3 protein-coding genes are annotated in these 18,284 nt (G+C 41.8%); all 3 read left to right on the top strand.

Going from position 1 to position 18,284, the window contains the following annotated elements; translation table 11 throughout:
• Positions 1-180: 180 nt before the first annotated feature.
• The 3 genes from ACO052_RS06180 to ACO052_RS06190 all read left to right on the top strand — a co-directional run bounded on the left by ACO052_RS06180 (position 181) and on the right by ACO052_RS06190 (position 18,284).
• Entirely contained in the window at positions 181-5,973 is a 5,793-nt protein-coding gene (locus tag ACO052_RS06180; protein ID WP_422107130.1) for an HYR domain-containing protein, read from the top strand.
• Positions 5,974-6,432: 459 nt separating this feature from the next.
• The gene (locus ACO052_RS06185) at positions 6,433-12,462 is read left to right on the top strand and encodes an HYR domain-containing protein (RefSeq protein ID WP_422107132.1); all 6,030 of its coding nucleotides are present in this window, start codon (positions 6,433-6,435) and stop codon (positions 12,460-12,462) included.
• Positions 12,463-12,551: 89 nt separating this feature from the next.
• On the top strand, positions 12,552-18,284 hold the full coding sequence (locus ACO052_RS06190; protein WP_422107133.1) for an HYR domain-containing protein: 5,733 nt from the start codon (positions 12,552-12,554) through the stop codon (positions 18,282-18,284).

Below are 18,284 nucleotides of genomic sequence, written 5' to 3' on the forward strand. Positions count from 1 at the left end.
TGTTTTATGAAAGGTGACATGCTGAGTTAAACATCTTTTGAGACACGCTTGAAAGGGAAGAAAAATACAATGGGCCCAAACTATGCTTACCGTTTTCTAATACACATCTTCTTTTTCATATGCAACCATCATTAAACGAACATATGAAAACAATAATCACCATAATAATCCACCTTACCCATGAAAAAGCTCACCCCAATCCTAGTAAATTTATGGACCAAAACATATAAGGTTCAATACAATAGAAGCATCATAAGACTATTGACAGGCTTATTATGTTTGGCCCCTTTTATGAGTTATGGGCAAACGACTTGGTATTTAGACAATGTGGTTTTTGATGATGGTTCTGTGGCGGCGGGGTCATTTGATTACAATCCACTTGGAGGCGTAGTACAGTATACAAATATTAGCATCACATCGGGCATAAGTAGTATTTATGGCATAGGAAGATTTGACACCGTGGCAGCATTTTCAACCGATCCCACAACCGTACAATTTTTTGAGCAGTCTTCATCCAATTATACGGGCGCCCCTACGATGGTACTCAATTTTAACCAATCCCTGGTTATCGGAAGTGGTATTATAAATCTAACGGGATTTACGGGGACTTGTACTAATGCCAACTGTAATGGTATCGTTAATCCTATTTCTTTTACAGCGAGCGGTAGAATAAGAACAAATGTCCCGCCTACAGCGGTATGCCAAGATATTACCGTAGCCTTGGATGCCAATGGTAATGCCAGTATCACCCCAGAGATGATAGATGGTGGATCTACCGATGATATTGCGGGATTCTCATTACTATCAACAAATTTTTTAAATTTTACCTGCGCAGACTTAGGTGCCAATACCATTACCTTAACCATTCTGGACTTTAATGGTGCTAGTGATAGCTGTGAGGCTATCGTCACGGTCGAGGATATTTCTCCACCAGTGTTTTCACCGATACTTCCAATTACTGTAAATAATGATTTAGGAAGCTGTGGTGCCAATGTCACGGTACCTGTCCCCTCTGTTAGTGATAACTGTTCGTTTACATTAACTAATAGTTTTAACAATACTTCAGATGCTTCAGGCTTTTATCCTATAGGGACTACCGTATTAGTTTGGACAGCAACGGATCCTTCCGGAAACACCACCCGCCGTTCACAGTTTATAAATATCAATGATGCAGAACCAGCTAGTGTGACTTGTCCGGCTGATGTCGTTGTAACGAACGATTCGGGCTTGTGCACAGCTATGGTCGCCGTGCCTCAGCCTGTTGCAACAGACAATTGCCCATTTACACTTATTGATAACAGTTTTAATGGTACTGCAGATGCTTCCGGTGAGTATCCTGTTGGGACAACGGTCGTGAATTGGTCATTAGTAGAAGCTTCAGGAACTATTATAAACTGTACACAGAGTGTTACAGTGAATGATACAGAAGTGCCTACGATTACCTGTTCCTCTGATATCATCATAACTAATGATGCAGGATTATGTAGTGCCTCGGTGATAGTACCTCCACCAACTACTGCAGATAATTGTTCCGTAGCCTCCGTAACCAACGACTTCAATGATACTAATGATGCCTCAGGTAACTATCCTGCAGGAACAACTTTGGTGACATGGACGGTTACAGACACCTCAGGGAATACAAATACCTGTACCCAAGCAATTCTAGTTGGCGATCTTGAAGTTCCAAGTATAGACTGTTCTGGAGCTTATACGATAAACGGGTTTTCAAGTGATGAAATGGGCGTATGCAGTGCCTGGGTTACTGTCCCTGAACCTGTAGTTTCTGATAACTGCTCTGTGGCATCTGTAACAAACGATTTTAATAATACTTCGGATGCCTCAGGAATCTATCCTTTGGGCGTTACTACAGTAGTCTGGACTGTAACCGATGCTTTAGGAAGTAGCAATACCTGTATGCAAACAATAACCGTAAATGACACTGAGGCACCTCTTATTAGTTGTTCTGCAGATATCACAATGAGTAACACTTTAGGACAATGTGGTGCTTTGGTTTCGGTGCCTTTACCCACCGTTACCGACAATTGTAGTTTTACATTGACTAACGATTTTACCAATAGCGATGATGCTTCTACAGTATACCCCATTGGCACTACATTGGTCACTTGGACCGCTACTGATCCATCAGGAAACACAAATACCTGTACTCAAAACATTACAGTAAACGATACAGAAAATCCAACCATTAGTTGTCCAGATCTCACGGTTGGTACAGACATGGGTATGTGCAATGCTATTGTGACTGTGCCTGCACCCACAGTGTCTGATAATTGTTCCGTAGCATCATTCACAAACGATTTTAATAATAGTTCAGATGCTTCAGGAACCTATACTTCAGGAACGACTGTGGTTATCTGGACAGTTACAGACACTGCGGGAAATATAAATACCTGTACTCAGAATATTATAGTCAATGATACTGAACCACCAACGATTACCTGTCCAGCGGATATTGATGTAAATACAGAACCAGGGTTATGTGGTGCAACCATTACTGTGCCACAACCAACGTTTTCAGACAATTGTCCGAGCGTGACAATCACGAACGATTTCACTAATACTTCCGATGCTTCTGGAACTTATCCCGGGGGTATTACAACCGTAACTTGGACGGCAACCGATGCTGCTGGTAATACGACCGCATGTACACAACAAATCTTTGTCGATGATATTGAGCTCCCGATAGTGAGCTGCTCCGCAGTTAATGTCAACGTACCTGCAGGACAGTGTAGCGCCATGGTCACCGTACCTGCACCCACTGTTTCAGATAATTGTTCCATAAGTTCTGTTACAAACGAATTTAATGGTACTTCAGATGCTTCCGGAATTTATAATGTTGGCACTACCGTATTTAGATGGGTAGTTGTGGATTCTAGAGGTTGGACCACTTACTGTAATCAAAGTGTAACGGTAACAGAATCCATACCGCCATCCATATTATGTCCAGATGATATTACTGTAAGTTGTGCTCAAGTCGTAAACTATAACCCTCCGTCTGCAACAGAGAATTGTGGTTTTCAGACGGTACCAACATCAGTACCTAACTTTACACTGTTAGGCACTTTTGGCAACAGTACCTATTTTGTGTCTAATTTCCAAGCTCACAGTGGAGCAACAGTATTTTCATTAGCTGCTGATAATGGATATGACTTAGTGACCATTAATACCGCAGAAGAAAATGCCTATATCGTACAAGCACTCCGTAGTGCGGGTATAGGGGGTATTTTTCTAGGATATAATGACCTACAAACTGAAGGCACCTTTGTATGGCAAAGTGGGCAACCTAGTTTTTATGAAAATTGGGAAGAAGGGCAACCTGAGGATGACAGTTTTAATAGTAACGCAGCGGAAGACTATGTACGATTACTACCATTTACAGGAACATGGTATGATGTAATCGACGACACTTCTGCACATATAGTTATTGAATTTCACGACTACAGTAATGGAATGCCTATTCAGGTTGCAGGCTTACCTTCGGGTTCCTTTTTTACCAAGACTACGGTAAATACCTTTTACAGCAAAGATGCTAGTGGTAATGAGAGTACTTGTGCTGTTACAGTTACAGTAGAAGATACCGAAGGACCAACTATGAGTTGTCCAGCAGATATTGCGGTCAATGCCGATGTAAATAGTTGTAGTGCTGCAGTAAATATTCCAATACCAAATATGATTACAGATGTTTGTGGTGCAACACTTATTCCTAGTACGGGTAAGGTGTCGTATAATTTCAGTGCCATAGCATTAATAGATACACCTGCTACCTTATATAATGCCACAACAACCTTAGAAGATGTCCAATTAAATATCACCTATAACGGTGATCATGATGGATTAACAGAAAATTTTGTTTTAGTAGGTCCTGATAGTGTAACACTTTTAAATGAGAGTGAAGGTGAGAATTGCCAAACAACTACACGTACTGTTGTAATACCAACAGCAACCTGGAATACTTGGGTCACTACTTATGGAGCGAACCTAACATTTACCTTGTTAGCAAATCCTGATGTCAATGAAGAGGTATGCTTTAAGAATGTCGATGATTTTTTTCGGATAGATGCTGTCAATCAAGGCGTTTTAGCTTTAACCAATGACTTTAATAATAGTCCAGATGCTTCGGATGTGTATCCAATTGGGACAACAACTATCACTTGGACGATTACCGATTTAGCTGAAAATAGCACCACTTGTACGCAAAATATCACCGTCACAGAAACAGAACCACCTGTCATTTCTTGCCCAGGCAACATTACGGTAAATACAGATCCTGATTTATGTAGTGCGGTAGTGACATACAATGCACCAACAGTTACCGACAATTGTACGACCAATAGCTTACAAAATGTCCTCAATAATTTTAACCAAAATAACCAGCAGATTACAAGTCTAATTCCCAATGCCTATAATTTTGATCTGGATGTTGGTGTCAACAGTTACTATATTGATGATGGTGGTGGTGATATGTATGATGATGGGAATTTTATAACAACAGATATCAATCCATCGTCCATTTATTATTCAGATAATACCATTGTTAGGGCTTCATCATTTGGAACTAACGGCGTATTTTTCACACGTAAAGTTGACCATATGTGGCTCTTGGCTGCTGACCTAGACAATGTGAATACCTTCGATATCACAGGTAATTTAGGTGCAGATGGTTCTGGACTGGCGGACGGTTTCACGGCAACCATTATGGTAGAAGGAGTCAATTATAATCTGTTTGTAAAACGTGTTCGAGAAGATACTACTGTGAATAATGATAGTGATCCTTCAGTCAATCATCTGATTATTATTCCAGAAAATGCGAATGCAGCTCAAAACTTTGCAACCGATACCGATGATAATCAACATCAAGTAACGGGACTTTTGGGAACCACGCGATTGTACTATCTATTATTTGCGTCAGATAATAGCGGACTTGTTGATAATAACACCATGGAAGCCATTGCTACAAGTTTTATAACAAATACATTCTCTTTTCCAGGAACTATTGTGCAAACAGCTGGACTAGCCAGTGGTAGTGCTTTCCCTGTAGGAGCAACAACCAATACCTTTATAGCCACGGATGAAAGCGGCAATAGTAGTACCTGTTCCTTTACAGTGACGGTCAATGACACTTCTGGTAACTGTAATGTTCTGGTTTCGCCAAAGGTATATCTGCAAGGCAGTTCCCTAAATTCTACGATTGCATCCGACGGACTGATGCGTGATGATTTAAGAGCGGGTAATTATATACCATTAAACACACCATATACGGACAATACTTCCATTAATAGTTCAGTACTCAACGTTACTGGCGCAGATGCCATTGTTGATTGGGTCTGGGTAGAACTTCGTGATGCCAATACAAATACCACCGTTATTGACGGAAAATCAGCCCTTTTGCAACGTGATGGGGATGTGGTGGCCTTGGATGGTTCATCGGCTGTGATGTTCGGTCAGTTGGCAGGAAACTACCATGTGGTCATCAAACACCGTAATCATTTAGGGATTATGAGCAGCAGCGCCATTGCATTGAGCAGTACCACTACTATTGTCGATTTTAGCAATGGCAGTACAACCACCTTTGGTAGCGATGCACAGACCACCTCGGGACTGCCCAATGGTACTTTTGCCCTGTGGGTAGGGGATTCTAATGGGGATGCGGTGATACAATATGTTGGTGGTATACAGGATACCCCAGGCATCCTTGCCGAGGTGCTGAATGATAATGGTAATTTCCTTAGCCTACCCACTTTTGTAACTACAGGCTATTCTAATCGTGACATCAATATGGATGGCAATATTCAGTATGTGGGTGGAAATTCGGAACTCCCTTTTATCCTGCAGAATGTCTTAGACGATCCCCGTAATTTCTTAAACCTAAGTACCTGGCCTATTAATGCGCAACTGCCTACAACTACGGTTAGGGCTATGCAATTGAGAAACCAATTTGAACGCTCCAAATTCTAATGTATATCTAATGAACTTAAAATGTAATTATAGCTTGATACCACTTCTTAGTCAAGCGAATCTCTTAAAGAGATGTCCTGAATTGGCAACACTTCATTTGATATCACTAAAATGGCAAGGCGCTGTACTAGAAAAACGCTTAAAACTCTTAAAAGTATGAGCTCGAGATTGCTATATAAAACATTGAAAATCAGCGCTGTTACTTTTTGTTACCGCTAAAATTTCACAGTTGATCGTTCTAATAAGTATACTTGCGTAGTTAGAAACAAAGAGATGTTTTATGCACTTTAATAATGCAGCGTTAAAACAGCTTTTTCTTAACACCTTGGAAGAAAAAAGTAAGTTGTCCCCTCAGCCTTCCCTAACGGCAATTGGCAAACTACCATGACTTCTTCAGGTTTAATATCCCTTATTTAAAGTTGATGACATTAATAGCTACTACAAAAACTGACCTTACCCATGACAAAATTACCCCTTACCTCTGCCAACTTATGTGCCAAAACATATAGGGTCCAATACAGTATAAATATAAAATGGCTATGGATTGGGCTATTGATTTTTGCCTTTACAAAGACCTCTGCTCAGACGACTTATTATTTAGATAATGTGGTGTTTAATGATGGATCCATAGCGACAGGATCTTTTGATTATAATCCTTTAGGAGGTGCGGTACAGTATACGAATATCAATATTTTTGTGAGCAATAGTTCTATTTATGGAACTGCAACGTTTACAACGGTACGTCCGTTTTCAGTAGATCCTACGAATGCTCAATTTTTCACTGCATCTTCAGGTATTTCTACGAATGCTCCAGTTTTAAGTTTAAATTTCAACCCTGGCTTAAATACGACTAATAATGCAAATCTAACAGGGTTTACGGGGATTTGTACCACAGGTGACTGTAATTTTATAATCAATCCCATTACGCCTATAACAAGTGGAACTGTTCGAGCCAATACGCCTCCAAATGCTGTATGTTCAAATTTTACTGTTTCATTGGATGCCGCAGGTAATGCTAGTATAAATGCCTCCGACATCGATGGAGGGTCTACGGATGACATTGCTGGTTTTATACTGTCTATAGATAAAAGTAGTTTCACTTGTTCTGATTTAGGATCCAATACGGTGACCTTAACGGTAACTGATGCCAACGGTGCTACTGACAGTTGTCAGGCTACGGTCACTGTAGAGGATAATATAGCTCCGGTATTTGAAGGATTTTCTAGCGATGTAGTCATTGACGCTGGTATGTGTGGTGCTAATGTAACAGCATCTGTAACGTTTAGCGATAACTGTTCTTCATTTACTTTAACTAATGATTATACAGGGACCTCGGATGCTTCTGGATTTTATCCTGTAGGAACCACAGTAGTAATTTGGACAGCCACGGATACTTCTGGAAATTCAGTAAACCGCGCACAATTTATAAATGTTGAAGATGTTGAACCGGCAAGTGTCACTTGCCCATCAGATGTCATCGTCAATAATGATACAGGTTTATGCAGTGCTATGGTTTCGGTTCCTGCTCCAACGGTTGTGGATAATTGCCCAGTGACACTTTCCAATAGTTTCAATGGTACTGCAGATGCTTCTGGTGTCTATCCAATCGGAACAACCGTGGTGAACTGGTCAGTTTTAGAGACATCAGGTGACCTTACTTTCTGTAGTCAAAGTATAACAGTCAATGATATCGAAGCCCCTACGATTACCTGTTCCTCTGATATCTTTATAACTAATGATGTAGGATTATGTAGTGCCTCGGTTACTATACCTCCACCAACAGTTACAGATAATTGTCCAAATGTTACAATTACCAACGACTTTAACAATAGCTCTGATGCGTCAGGAACTTATCCGATCGGAACTACAACCGTTACTTGGACCGTTACAGATCCTGGGGGAAATACAGACACATGTACCCAAACTATTGCAGTGAACGATACGGAAGGGCCGTCTGTAAGCTGCTCAGATACAAGTTTTGATTGTGCCCAAGTTGTCAATTATACAATTCCTGCAACAACAGATAATTGTGGTCTACCTGAAGTGCCGCTCTCCATTCCAAACACGACAATTCTTGGCACTTTTGGGAACAGTACCTACTTTATTGACTCTAGAAATCTTTCGGCGTCATTCGCATTTGCGGTAGGTGAAGGCTCGGACTATGATTTGGTGACCATCAATTCCCCAGAAGAAAACGAGTATCTGAGGCAGCAATTAGTCAATCTTGGGCTGAATGCTTTCCTGATCGGTTACAACGATATTGATAACGAGGGGAGTTTTGTATGGCAAAGTGGACAACCTGCCACTTATGAGAACTGGCTAAATGGTAATCCTGATAGTGCTACTGGTGACGAAGATTATGTGTTTATGTTTTCAGACGGTATGTGGGTTGATGGAGGAGGAAATGGTGTAATACGCCTTATCTATGAAGTTCATGACTACAGTACAGGAGCTATTCTAGCCTCTGGATTAACTCCAGGTTCGCTCTTTGCGGAAACCACAGTAAATACATTTTTCAGTAAGGATATCTATGGTAATATTACGACCTGTACTGAGACGATTACTATCAATGATACACAAGCACCTGATATCACGAACTGTGATGATATTATGGTCAATATTGATCCCGGAACCTGTGTGGCGACGGTAGCCGCTCCAACAGCGACTGACAATTGTGTTGTGGCCAGCTTTGTCAATAATCTCAATAATAACCCAGGAAATGCAAATACCTATCCCGTAGGAACCACGGTACTCACATGGACTGCCATGGACTTTGCCGGGAACATGAGTAGTTGTATGCAGACCATAACCGTCACTGAAAATGATATACCAGAGATCACTGGATGTCCAGCGGATAGCAATCTCTTAAACTGTCCTCAAGTTTACGACTATACTATACCCACAACCACCGATTGTAGTTTCCCAGCAGTGCCTATTTCGATACCAGACTTTGCATTTTTGGGAAGACTAGGTAACAGCACTTATTTTGTTTCAAACACACCAATGACACCACCTCAGGCCTATGCTATGGCCCAGACCAATGGCTATGATCTGGTAACGATAAACTCTCAAACGGAAAATGCGTTTTTAAGTCAACTAGCGCCTACTGGAAGTATCCTTTTGGGCTATAATGATATTGATACCGAGGGTACGTTTACATGGCAAAGCAGGCAACCTAACTTCTATGAGAATTGGGATACTGGGCAGCCTAGTGGTAGTGCCGCAGATGTGGATTATGTGCAGTCTTTGAATGGTAATTGGAGTGATATTGGCCCAACGACTAACATAAGTGTTGTCCTAGAATTTCATGATTACACTGGCGGACAGCCCATACAAGTATCTGGTTTACCTCCAGGCGCTCTATTTACCAGTACCACGACCAATACCTTTTTTAGCAAGGATAGTTCAGGAAATTCAAATACCTGTTCATTTACCGTGAATATTCAGGAAGATACGACACCACCATCGGTGTTTTGTCCGAATGATGTTACCGTCAATTGCCCTCAAATTGTAAGCTATGGCAATACTGCGTCTTCAGATAATTGTAGCTTTCCCACCGTCCCCACAACAGTACCAAATTTTACATTGTTGGGGACGTTTCGCAACAGTACCTATTTTGTATCTAACAATACCTTAACAGCTCCTCAAGCGTTTGCATTGGCCTCTGGTAATGGTTATGATTTGGTGACAGTTAACTCGGCCGATGAGAATACGTTTTTGGTGGATGCGATGCGTACCATAGATATTAGCAATATCTTTTTAGGCTATAACGATATACAGACTGAAGGTGATTTTGTTTGGCAAAGCGGGCAACCTAACTTTTACGAGAATTGGACCCCCAATAATCCGGATTCATCTTTTGGCAACGAAGATTATGTAGAGCTTTCTTCTGATGGCCGATGGTATGATCGGGAGACCTTAACTTTGAGTTATGTGGTTCTTGAGTTTCATGATTACAGCAACGGGAAAACCACTCAGGTCACGGGGTTTCCTTCAGGCTCTCTATTTACACAAACTACGGTAAACACCTTTTACGCTAAAGATGCCGGCGGTAATATAAATACCTGTGCTGTCACGGTTACGGTAGAAGATGCCAATCCACCAATGATGACCTGCCCTGCCGACATTAGCGTCAATGCAGATGCAAACGCCTGTAGCGCTTCTGTTACTGTTCCCATACCTAATATGTTAGCGGATGACTGCGGGGCAACCTTGATCCCTAGTACATCCAAAGTGCTCTACAATTTTGACCTAAACGGTGATCTGATCGATACACCAGCGACGCTTAACAATATAAGCACCACTCTTGAAGATGTTATTCTAAGAGTGGCCTTTAAAGGCGATCATAATGGTAGCTCCGAGAGCTTTGTGCTTACGGGCCCAGATATGGTGACACTATTGGATGTAAATGATCAAGACCCCGGATGTTCTATTAAAGAATACACTATTACAGTTCCAACGGCAACTTGGAACACTTGGGAGAGTACCTATGGATCAAGCCTCACCTTTACCTTATTAGCCGATCAAGATGTAGATGATAATCAGTGTGGACAGGCTAGTGAAAATTTCTTTCAAATTGAAGCTGTTAACCAAGGCAACGTATATCCGCCAACTAATGACTTTAACAACACGACGGATGCTTCTGGTACTTATCCTGTTGGTACAACAACAATAACTTGGACCATTACAGATTTAGCGGGAAATACAGGGACTTGCACGCAGAGTATCACGGTAAATGAAACAGAGGCACCTGTGATGTCATGTCCGAGTGCTATTGCGGTAAACACAGATTCTGGTCTATGTAGCGCTACAGTCACCTTCGATAAGCCAACAGTGACTGACAATTGTACCGAGTTTACCAATTCGTTACAGAATGTGCTTAACAATTTTAATCAGAAGAACCTACAGCTCACTAGCCTTATTCCAAATGCCTATAATTTTTTAATGGATGGCAGCGGAGATGTTAATTCAGATCGAATAGAGGATGGCGGAATTGATATGTATGATGATGGAAATTTTATTGGAACTGACCTCAATGCTGGCCCCATCAATTACTCAGATAATACGGTCATCACTTCTACGGCCTTTGGCGCCAATGGGACTTTCTTTACCCGTAAAGTAGATAATATGTGGCTCTTGGGGGCAGACCTGGATAATGTGAACAGCTTTGATATTACAGGTAATTTGGGAGCGGATAGCTCTGGAGCAGCTGATGGATTCACGGCCTCTATTACGGTAGGTAATACGACCTATAACATATTCGTAAAGCGTGTCCGAGAGGATCTTTCAGGAGCAGATAGTGATCCTTCGGTCAACCATTTGATCATCATTCCAGAGAATGCAAACGCTACGCAAAATTTTTCTGCGGATACCGATGATGACCAGCATCAGGTGACCGGACTTTCGGGAACTACCAGATTGTACTACCTCTTATTTGCTTCTGAAAACAGTGGTTTGGTAGATAATACAGCTATGGAAGCCATAGCGACCAGCTTCGTCACCAATATGTTTACCATATCAGGCACTATTGAACAAACCGAAGGTTTAGCTAGTGGCAGTACCTTCCCCGTAGGAACAACGACCAACACCTTTGTCGCTACGGATGCCAGTGGTAACACAGATACCTGTTCCTTTACCGTGACGGTGACTGATCCTTCGGGTAACTGTAATGTACTTGTCTCTCCAAAAGTATACCTGCAGGGCAGTACCTTGAACTCTACGGTGACATCCGATGGACTGATGCGTGATGATCTAAGAACAGGTAATCATATACCATTAAATACCCCATATACGGACAATACTTCAATTAACGGTTCAGTACTTAATGTTACTGGCGCAGATGCCATAGTCGATTGGGTTTGGGTAGAGCTTCGTGATGCCAATGCCAATACGGTCATTGTTGAAGGAAAATCAGCGCTTCTGCAACGCGACGGCGATGTGGTGGCTTTGGATGGTTTATCGGCGCTGATGTTCGGTCAACTCGCAGGTAGCTACTATGTCGTCATCAAACACCGTAACCATTTGGGGATTATGAGCAGTGCTACAATTGCATTAAGCAGTACGACTACGTTAGTTGACTTTACTAATGGTAGTACCGTGACCTTTGGTAACAACGCCCAGACCACCTTGGGGCTGTCCAATGGCACCTTTGCTATGTGGGTAGGGGATTCTAATGGGGATACTGTGGTACAATATGTCGGTGGCATACAGGATACCCCTGGCATCCTTGCTGAGGTGCTCAATGATAATGGTAACTTTTTGAACCTGCCCACCTTTGTAGCTACGGGCTATTCTAATCGCGACGTCAATATGGATGGCAATATTCAGTATGCTGGTGGAAATTCGGAACTCCCATTTATTCTGCAGAACGTCTTGGATGACCCTCGTAATTTCTTGAATCTCAGTACCTGGCCTATCAATGCACAATTGCCAAATAATAATGATAGAGCTATGCAACTTAGAAACCAATTTGAATCCTCTAAATACTAACCATTATGATCCCTACCCCTAAACGATTTTTGGAATTTTTTGCGACACTAAAGAAACGGGTGCCTAGCATAATTACAGGGCTAATTTTGATGATATGTAACCTAAGTTATGCGCAACAAACCACCTGGTATTTAGATGGTGTCACCTTGGATTCTGGTGGTACCATAAGTGGGTCCTTCGACTTTGATACCACGCAAAATACCTATTCAAATGTTAACGTAAGCATCGAAAACAGTACCAACTACGGCATGATCAATTTTACTGTGGTATCACCATTATTAAGTACTGATTTTAATGATACGTTTGTTCAACTCATTCCATCAAGTAATGGCGACTTAACTGGACAGGCCAGCTTATTTCTTGAATTCAGCCAATCCTTAACCATAGGTAGTGGGAACATTGGTGTTTCAATAGGTAATCTTTCACTATTGGGCGCTTGCTTTGATAACATCTGTAATGGAATCACTGATCCTAATGAATTTATAACCAGTGGACGTGTTACCTCAGACCCACCTCCCTCAGCAGTTTGCCAAAATATCACCGTCAATCTAGATAGTGTCGGAAATGCCAGCATTAGTTCTACAGATATAGACGGGGGTTCTACTGATGATCAACTGGGGTATACGCTATCATTGAATCAAACTGATTTTACTTGTGCAGATCTAGGTCCAAATACTGTGACCTTCACCATAACAGATAGTAATGGATCTATAAATAGTTGTACCGCTACGGTCACGGTGGTGGATAATACAGCTCCTGATATATTTTGTACGGCAGATATTAGCACTAATGTGGATTTGGGTTTGTGCACGGCATCGGTCACTGTGCCCGCTCCAACAACTTCGGACAACTGCCCGAATACCAACATTACGAACGATTTTAATAATACCGCAGATGCCTCTGGTAACTATCCAATAGGTACAACTACAGTAATTTGGACTATAACAGATGCTGCTGGAAATAGTAATACCTGCAACCAAAATATTACGGTAAATGATATGGAATTACCGAACGTCACGTGTCCCGCAGATGTAAGTATTGCTTGTCCGCAAATAGTTGATTATAGCGCTCCAACAACCTCTGATAATTGTGGATTTTTAGAAGTGCCTAATTCCATTCCCAATACGATACTTCTCGGAACTTTCGGTGGTAGCACCTACTTTGTAGACACGAGAGACCTGCAAGCATCTGTTGCTTTTAGTACAGGTGTAGCCAGCGGTTATGATTTGGTAAGTATTAACTCACCAGAGGAGAATGCGTTTTTAAGTCAGCAGGCCGCTGACTTGGGGATCACCATACCTTTGCTTCTTGGCTATAATGATATCGACAACGAAGGGACCTTTGTCTGGCAAAGCGGCCAACCTGCTAATTACGAAAATTGGGAACCTGGTGATCCAAGTGGTGGTGTAATCGATGAGGATTATGTGTTATTTTTTAATGGGGAGTGGTTTGATATTACTGGAAATGGGATTTCAAGAATTGTATATGAAGTTCATGATTACAGCACAGGTCCTGTCCAAGTTACTGGATTGCCTTCTGGGTCTTTGATTAATAGTACTACGGCAAATACCTTTTTCAGCAAAGATCTTGCTGGAAATATAAATACTTGCACCCAGACTATTACGGTTACAGATACGGAAGCACCTACTATTAGTAGTTGTCCTGCAGATATTACGGTCGATAATGATGCAGGTCAATGCAGTGCTTTGGTCACGGTTCCAGTACCAACGGTAACGGATAATTGTTCATTTACCATCACTAACGACTTTAACAATAGCGCTGATGCTTCAGGAGAATATCCTATAGGCGCTACCTTAGTGACTTGGACGGCCACCGATCCCTCAGGAAACTCAAGCAGCTGTGAAACTATTGTTAGAGTAAATGGTCAAGATACCTCAGTACCAAGCATCTCTGCATGTATAGATGCCACCGTCACTGCTTCAGTGAACGCAAATAATGCTATGGTAAATGTTCTTACACCGACTTTACAAGATAATTGTGGTCTGATACCCATCCCAACGACTAATAGAGTACCATACAATTTTTCATCTGGTAGACTGGTTGATACGTTTACCACATTACCTAATCTATCAAGGGCAGCAGAGGACGTTACATTAGAGGTGACCTTCAGTGGAGATCATGATAATTTTCAAGGATTTGAAGCTTTTATATTACGAGGTCCTGATAATTCAACGGCATTGCTGATATGGTCTATAGATGATGATTGTATCGTTACGAAACGTGATGCCGTAATTCCTGTAGCGACTTGGAATTCTTGGATTGACACTTTTGGAACCGAACTTACATTTTATGTGTTTCGTAACTCCGACGTAGGAGAGAGTCAATGTTCGTTCTTACCAAATACGAATTTCTTCCAGATTAGCGCTCCAGACTTTGGCAATATAGCTTTAGCCAACGATTACAATAATACTAGCGACGCATCCGGTACGTATCCTTTGGGGACAACAGTGGTAACATGGACAGCCACAGATGCTGCAGGGAATAGTGCGAGCTGTACACAGACTATTACGGTCAATGAGGCCTTAACGCCAACCATAACCTGTCCACAAGACATTACGGTCAATGTCGATCCCGGTATGTGTAATGCTATGGTCACGGTTCCTATTCCTAATCCCTCATCAGATAATCCGCCTTACACTATAACCAATGATTTTACAGGTACTGAAGATGCCTCAGGGACATATCCCATTGGGAAAACACTCGTGATCTGGACTGCTATAGATCCTTCAAACAATAGCATCACTTGTACGCAAACCATAACGGTTACAGAGTCGACACTACCATCTATTTTCTGTCCTTCGGATATTAACCAATCTTGTCCGCAAGAGGTAAATTATGCACTACCAGCCACATTCGATTGTGCCTTTTTACCGGTACCTATGTCCGTTCCCGGATTTACCTTGGTAGGCACTTTTGGCGATAGCACCTACTTTATATCGAATGCTCCTATGACCGGACCAGCAGCATTTGCCATGGCCGAAGCTAACAACTATGATTTGGCAACCATCAACTCGGCTGAAGAGAACTTATACTTAGAGCAAACACTATCTTCTCAAGTGCTAATTGGATATAATGACCTGACTTCAGAAGGCAATTTTGAATGGCAAAGCCAACAACCCAACAATTATGAAAACTGGGAATTAGGGGACCCATTTGGTGATGATAGAGATTATACCTTGTTTGCTTATGGAATATGGTATGATACAATTGCGACCATACAGTTTCCTGTGTTGATCGAATTCCATGATTACTCTAATGGGCGCCCTATTCAAGTCGCCGGTTTACCCTCAGGAGCTTTATTCACGGAAGGTAGTACGGTAAATACGTTTTTTAGTAAGGATTTAATTGGTAATACCAACACCTGTTCTTTTACGGTGTCTATAAATGATACGAGTGCCCCTCAAATCATCTGCTCCAATGATATATCTATAAATGCAGATGCTAATGCCTGTGAAGCCAATGTTACGATTCCCCAACCGACATTTTCAGATGATTGCGGTGCAACACTTATTCCCTCAACCTCTAACATCCCGTACAATTTTGGTGGTATTGGTAATAGTTTAACCAATACGCCAGCTACATTAACTAATATGTCAACGGCCGCAAAAGATGTTGCGATAAGGGTCTCTTTTAGTGGAGAGCATCGTAGTTCAGCCGAGAACTTTATACTTACCGGCCCCGATGATGTGGTATTACTTGATGCTCCAGGGGTACTTCCTCAAGGCACACTTACTCAGAGAAATATTGTAATTCCTCAGAACACCTGGAATTCATGGATCTCAACTTATGGGGCAGATCTCACATTTACCTTGTTGGCGGCAATTAATGTAAGGCCACTTCAACCTTTGGTAAATCAGCCAACGGATTTCTATAGGCTTGAAGTGATGACTCTCGGTAACGTATTTACACCAACCAACGACTTTAATAATACCGCAGATGCCTCAGGGATATACCCTGTAGGGACTACAACCATAACTTGGTCTATTGCTGATTTAACAGGCAATATCGGTACCTGTACGCAATTAGTGACGGTTAATGATACTCAGGTACCCAACATCACATGCCCAAGTGATATTGCGGTAGATGTTGATAGTGGGCTTTGTAGTGCCACTGTCAATTATGTGATGCCAACGGCTACGGATAACTGTTCTTTTTTTACAAATTCTTTAGAGAATGTACTCAATAACCTAAACGTAAGTAGTCAACAAGTCACTAATCAAATACCTAACGTTGCCGATTTTGTAATGGATGGTCCGGGTGGTGTTAACGGAACCTATATTTCAGACGGAGGTAATGGTATGTTTTATATCAGTAACCGAATAGGTACAGATTTGAATGCAGGTCCTATTAACTATTCTGATAACACGGTAATAGCCTCGGCTGCCTTTGGAGCTAATGGACGCTTTTTTACTCGAAAAGTAGAGAATTTATGGCTTCTGGCTGCAGATCTGGATAATGTCAATACATTCGATATCACCGGATTTCTAGGAGCGTTTTCAGGTATAGGTACCGTTGATGGTTTTAGCTCTACCATAACAGTAAGTAATGCTAACTACAGCATCTTTGTTAAGCGTGTGCTTGATGATCCAACCAATTCAGTTTTTGGGTTTTCAATTCCTTCAATTAATCATCTCATTATTATCCCAGAAAATAACAATGCAAGCCAGAACTTTTCGCCAGACACCTTCGATGATCAGCATCAAGTAACAGGTCTGGCTGGCACCAATAGAATGTATTACCTGCTCTTTGGTTCTGAAAATAGCGGGCTTGTAGATAACATGTCCATGGAAACTATCGCTACGAGCTTTATCAATACGATATTAGCCGTTCCTGGGACCCTTCAACAAACCGAAGGCTTAGTTAGTGGTAGTGCATTCCCCGTGGGAACCACCACCAATACCTTTGTTGCTACTGACAAAAGTGGCAATACAAGTACCTGTTCCTTTACTGTCACCATAAGTGATCCTTCTGGGAATTGTAATGTACTTGTCTCCCCAAAAGTATACCTGCAAGGCAGTACGCTCAATTCTACGGTCGCTTCTGATGGGCTTATGCGTGATGACCTAAGGACAGGCAATTATATTCCATTAAACACACCATACTCAGATAATACGTCGATTAGCAGTTCTGTACTTAATGTTACTGGTGCAGATGCTATTGTGGATTGGATTTGGGTAGAGCTCCGAGACGCAACGACCAATACGACCATCATAGATGCTAAGTCGGCACTCTTGCAACGTGATGGCGATGTAGTAGCCTTGGACGGGACATCACCATTAATGTTCAGTCAACTCGCAGGGAACTATTATGTGGTGATTAAACACCGCAACCATTTGGGGATCATGAGCAGTAGTCCGATTACCTTGGGCAGCACGACCACTATTGTCGATTTTAGCAATGGTAGTAGAGCCACCTTTGGTTCCAATGCACAGACTACTTTAGGATTACCTAATGGCACCTTCGCCATGTGGGTCGGGGATACCAATGGGGATGAAGTCGTTCAATATGTTGGTGGTATACAAGATACCCCAGGTATTTTGTCTGAGGTACTCAACGATAATGGCAACTTTTTGAACCTACCCACCTTTGTGGCTGCGGGCTATTCTAATCGTGATGTGAATATGGATGGCAATATTCAGTATGCCGGTGTAAATTCAGAATTACCCTTTATCCTACAGAATGTGTTTGATGATCCCGGTAATTTCTTAAATCTCAGCACCTGGCCTATCAATGCGGAGTTGCCAAATAATAACGATAGAGCTATGCAGCTTAGAAACCAGTTTGAACGCTCTAAATACTAA

Origin of the sequence: Winogradskyella sp. (genome assembly GCF_965228925.1) — a bacterium.
GTDB lineage: Bacteria > Bacteroidota > Bacteroidia > Flavobacteriales > Flavobacteriaceae > Winogradskyella.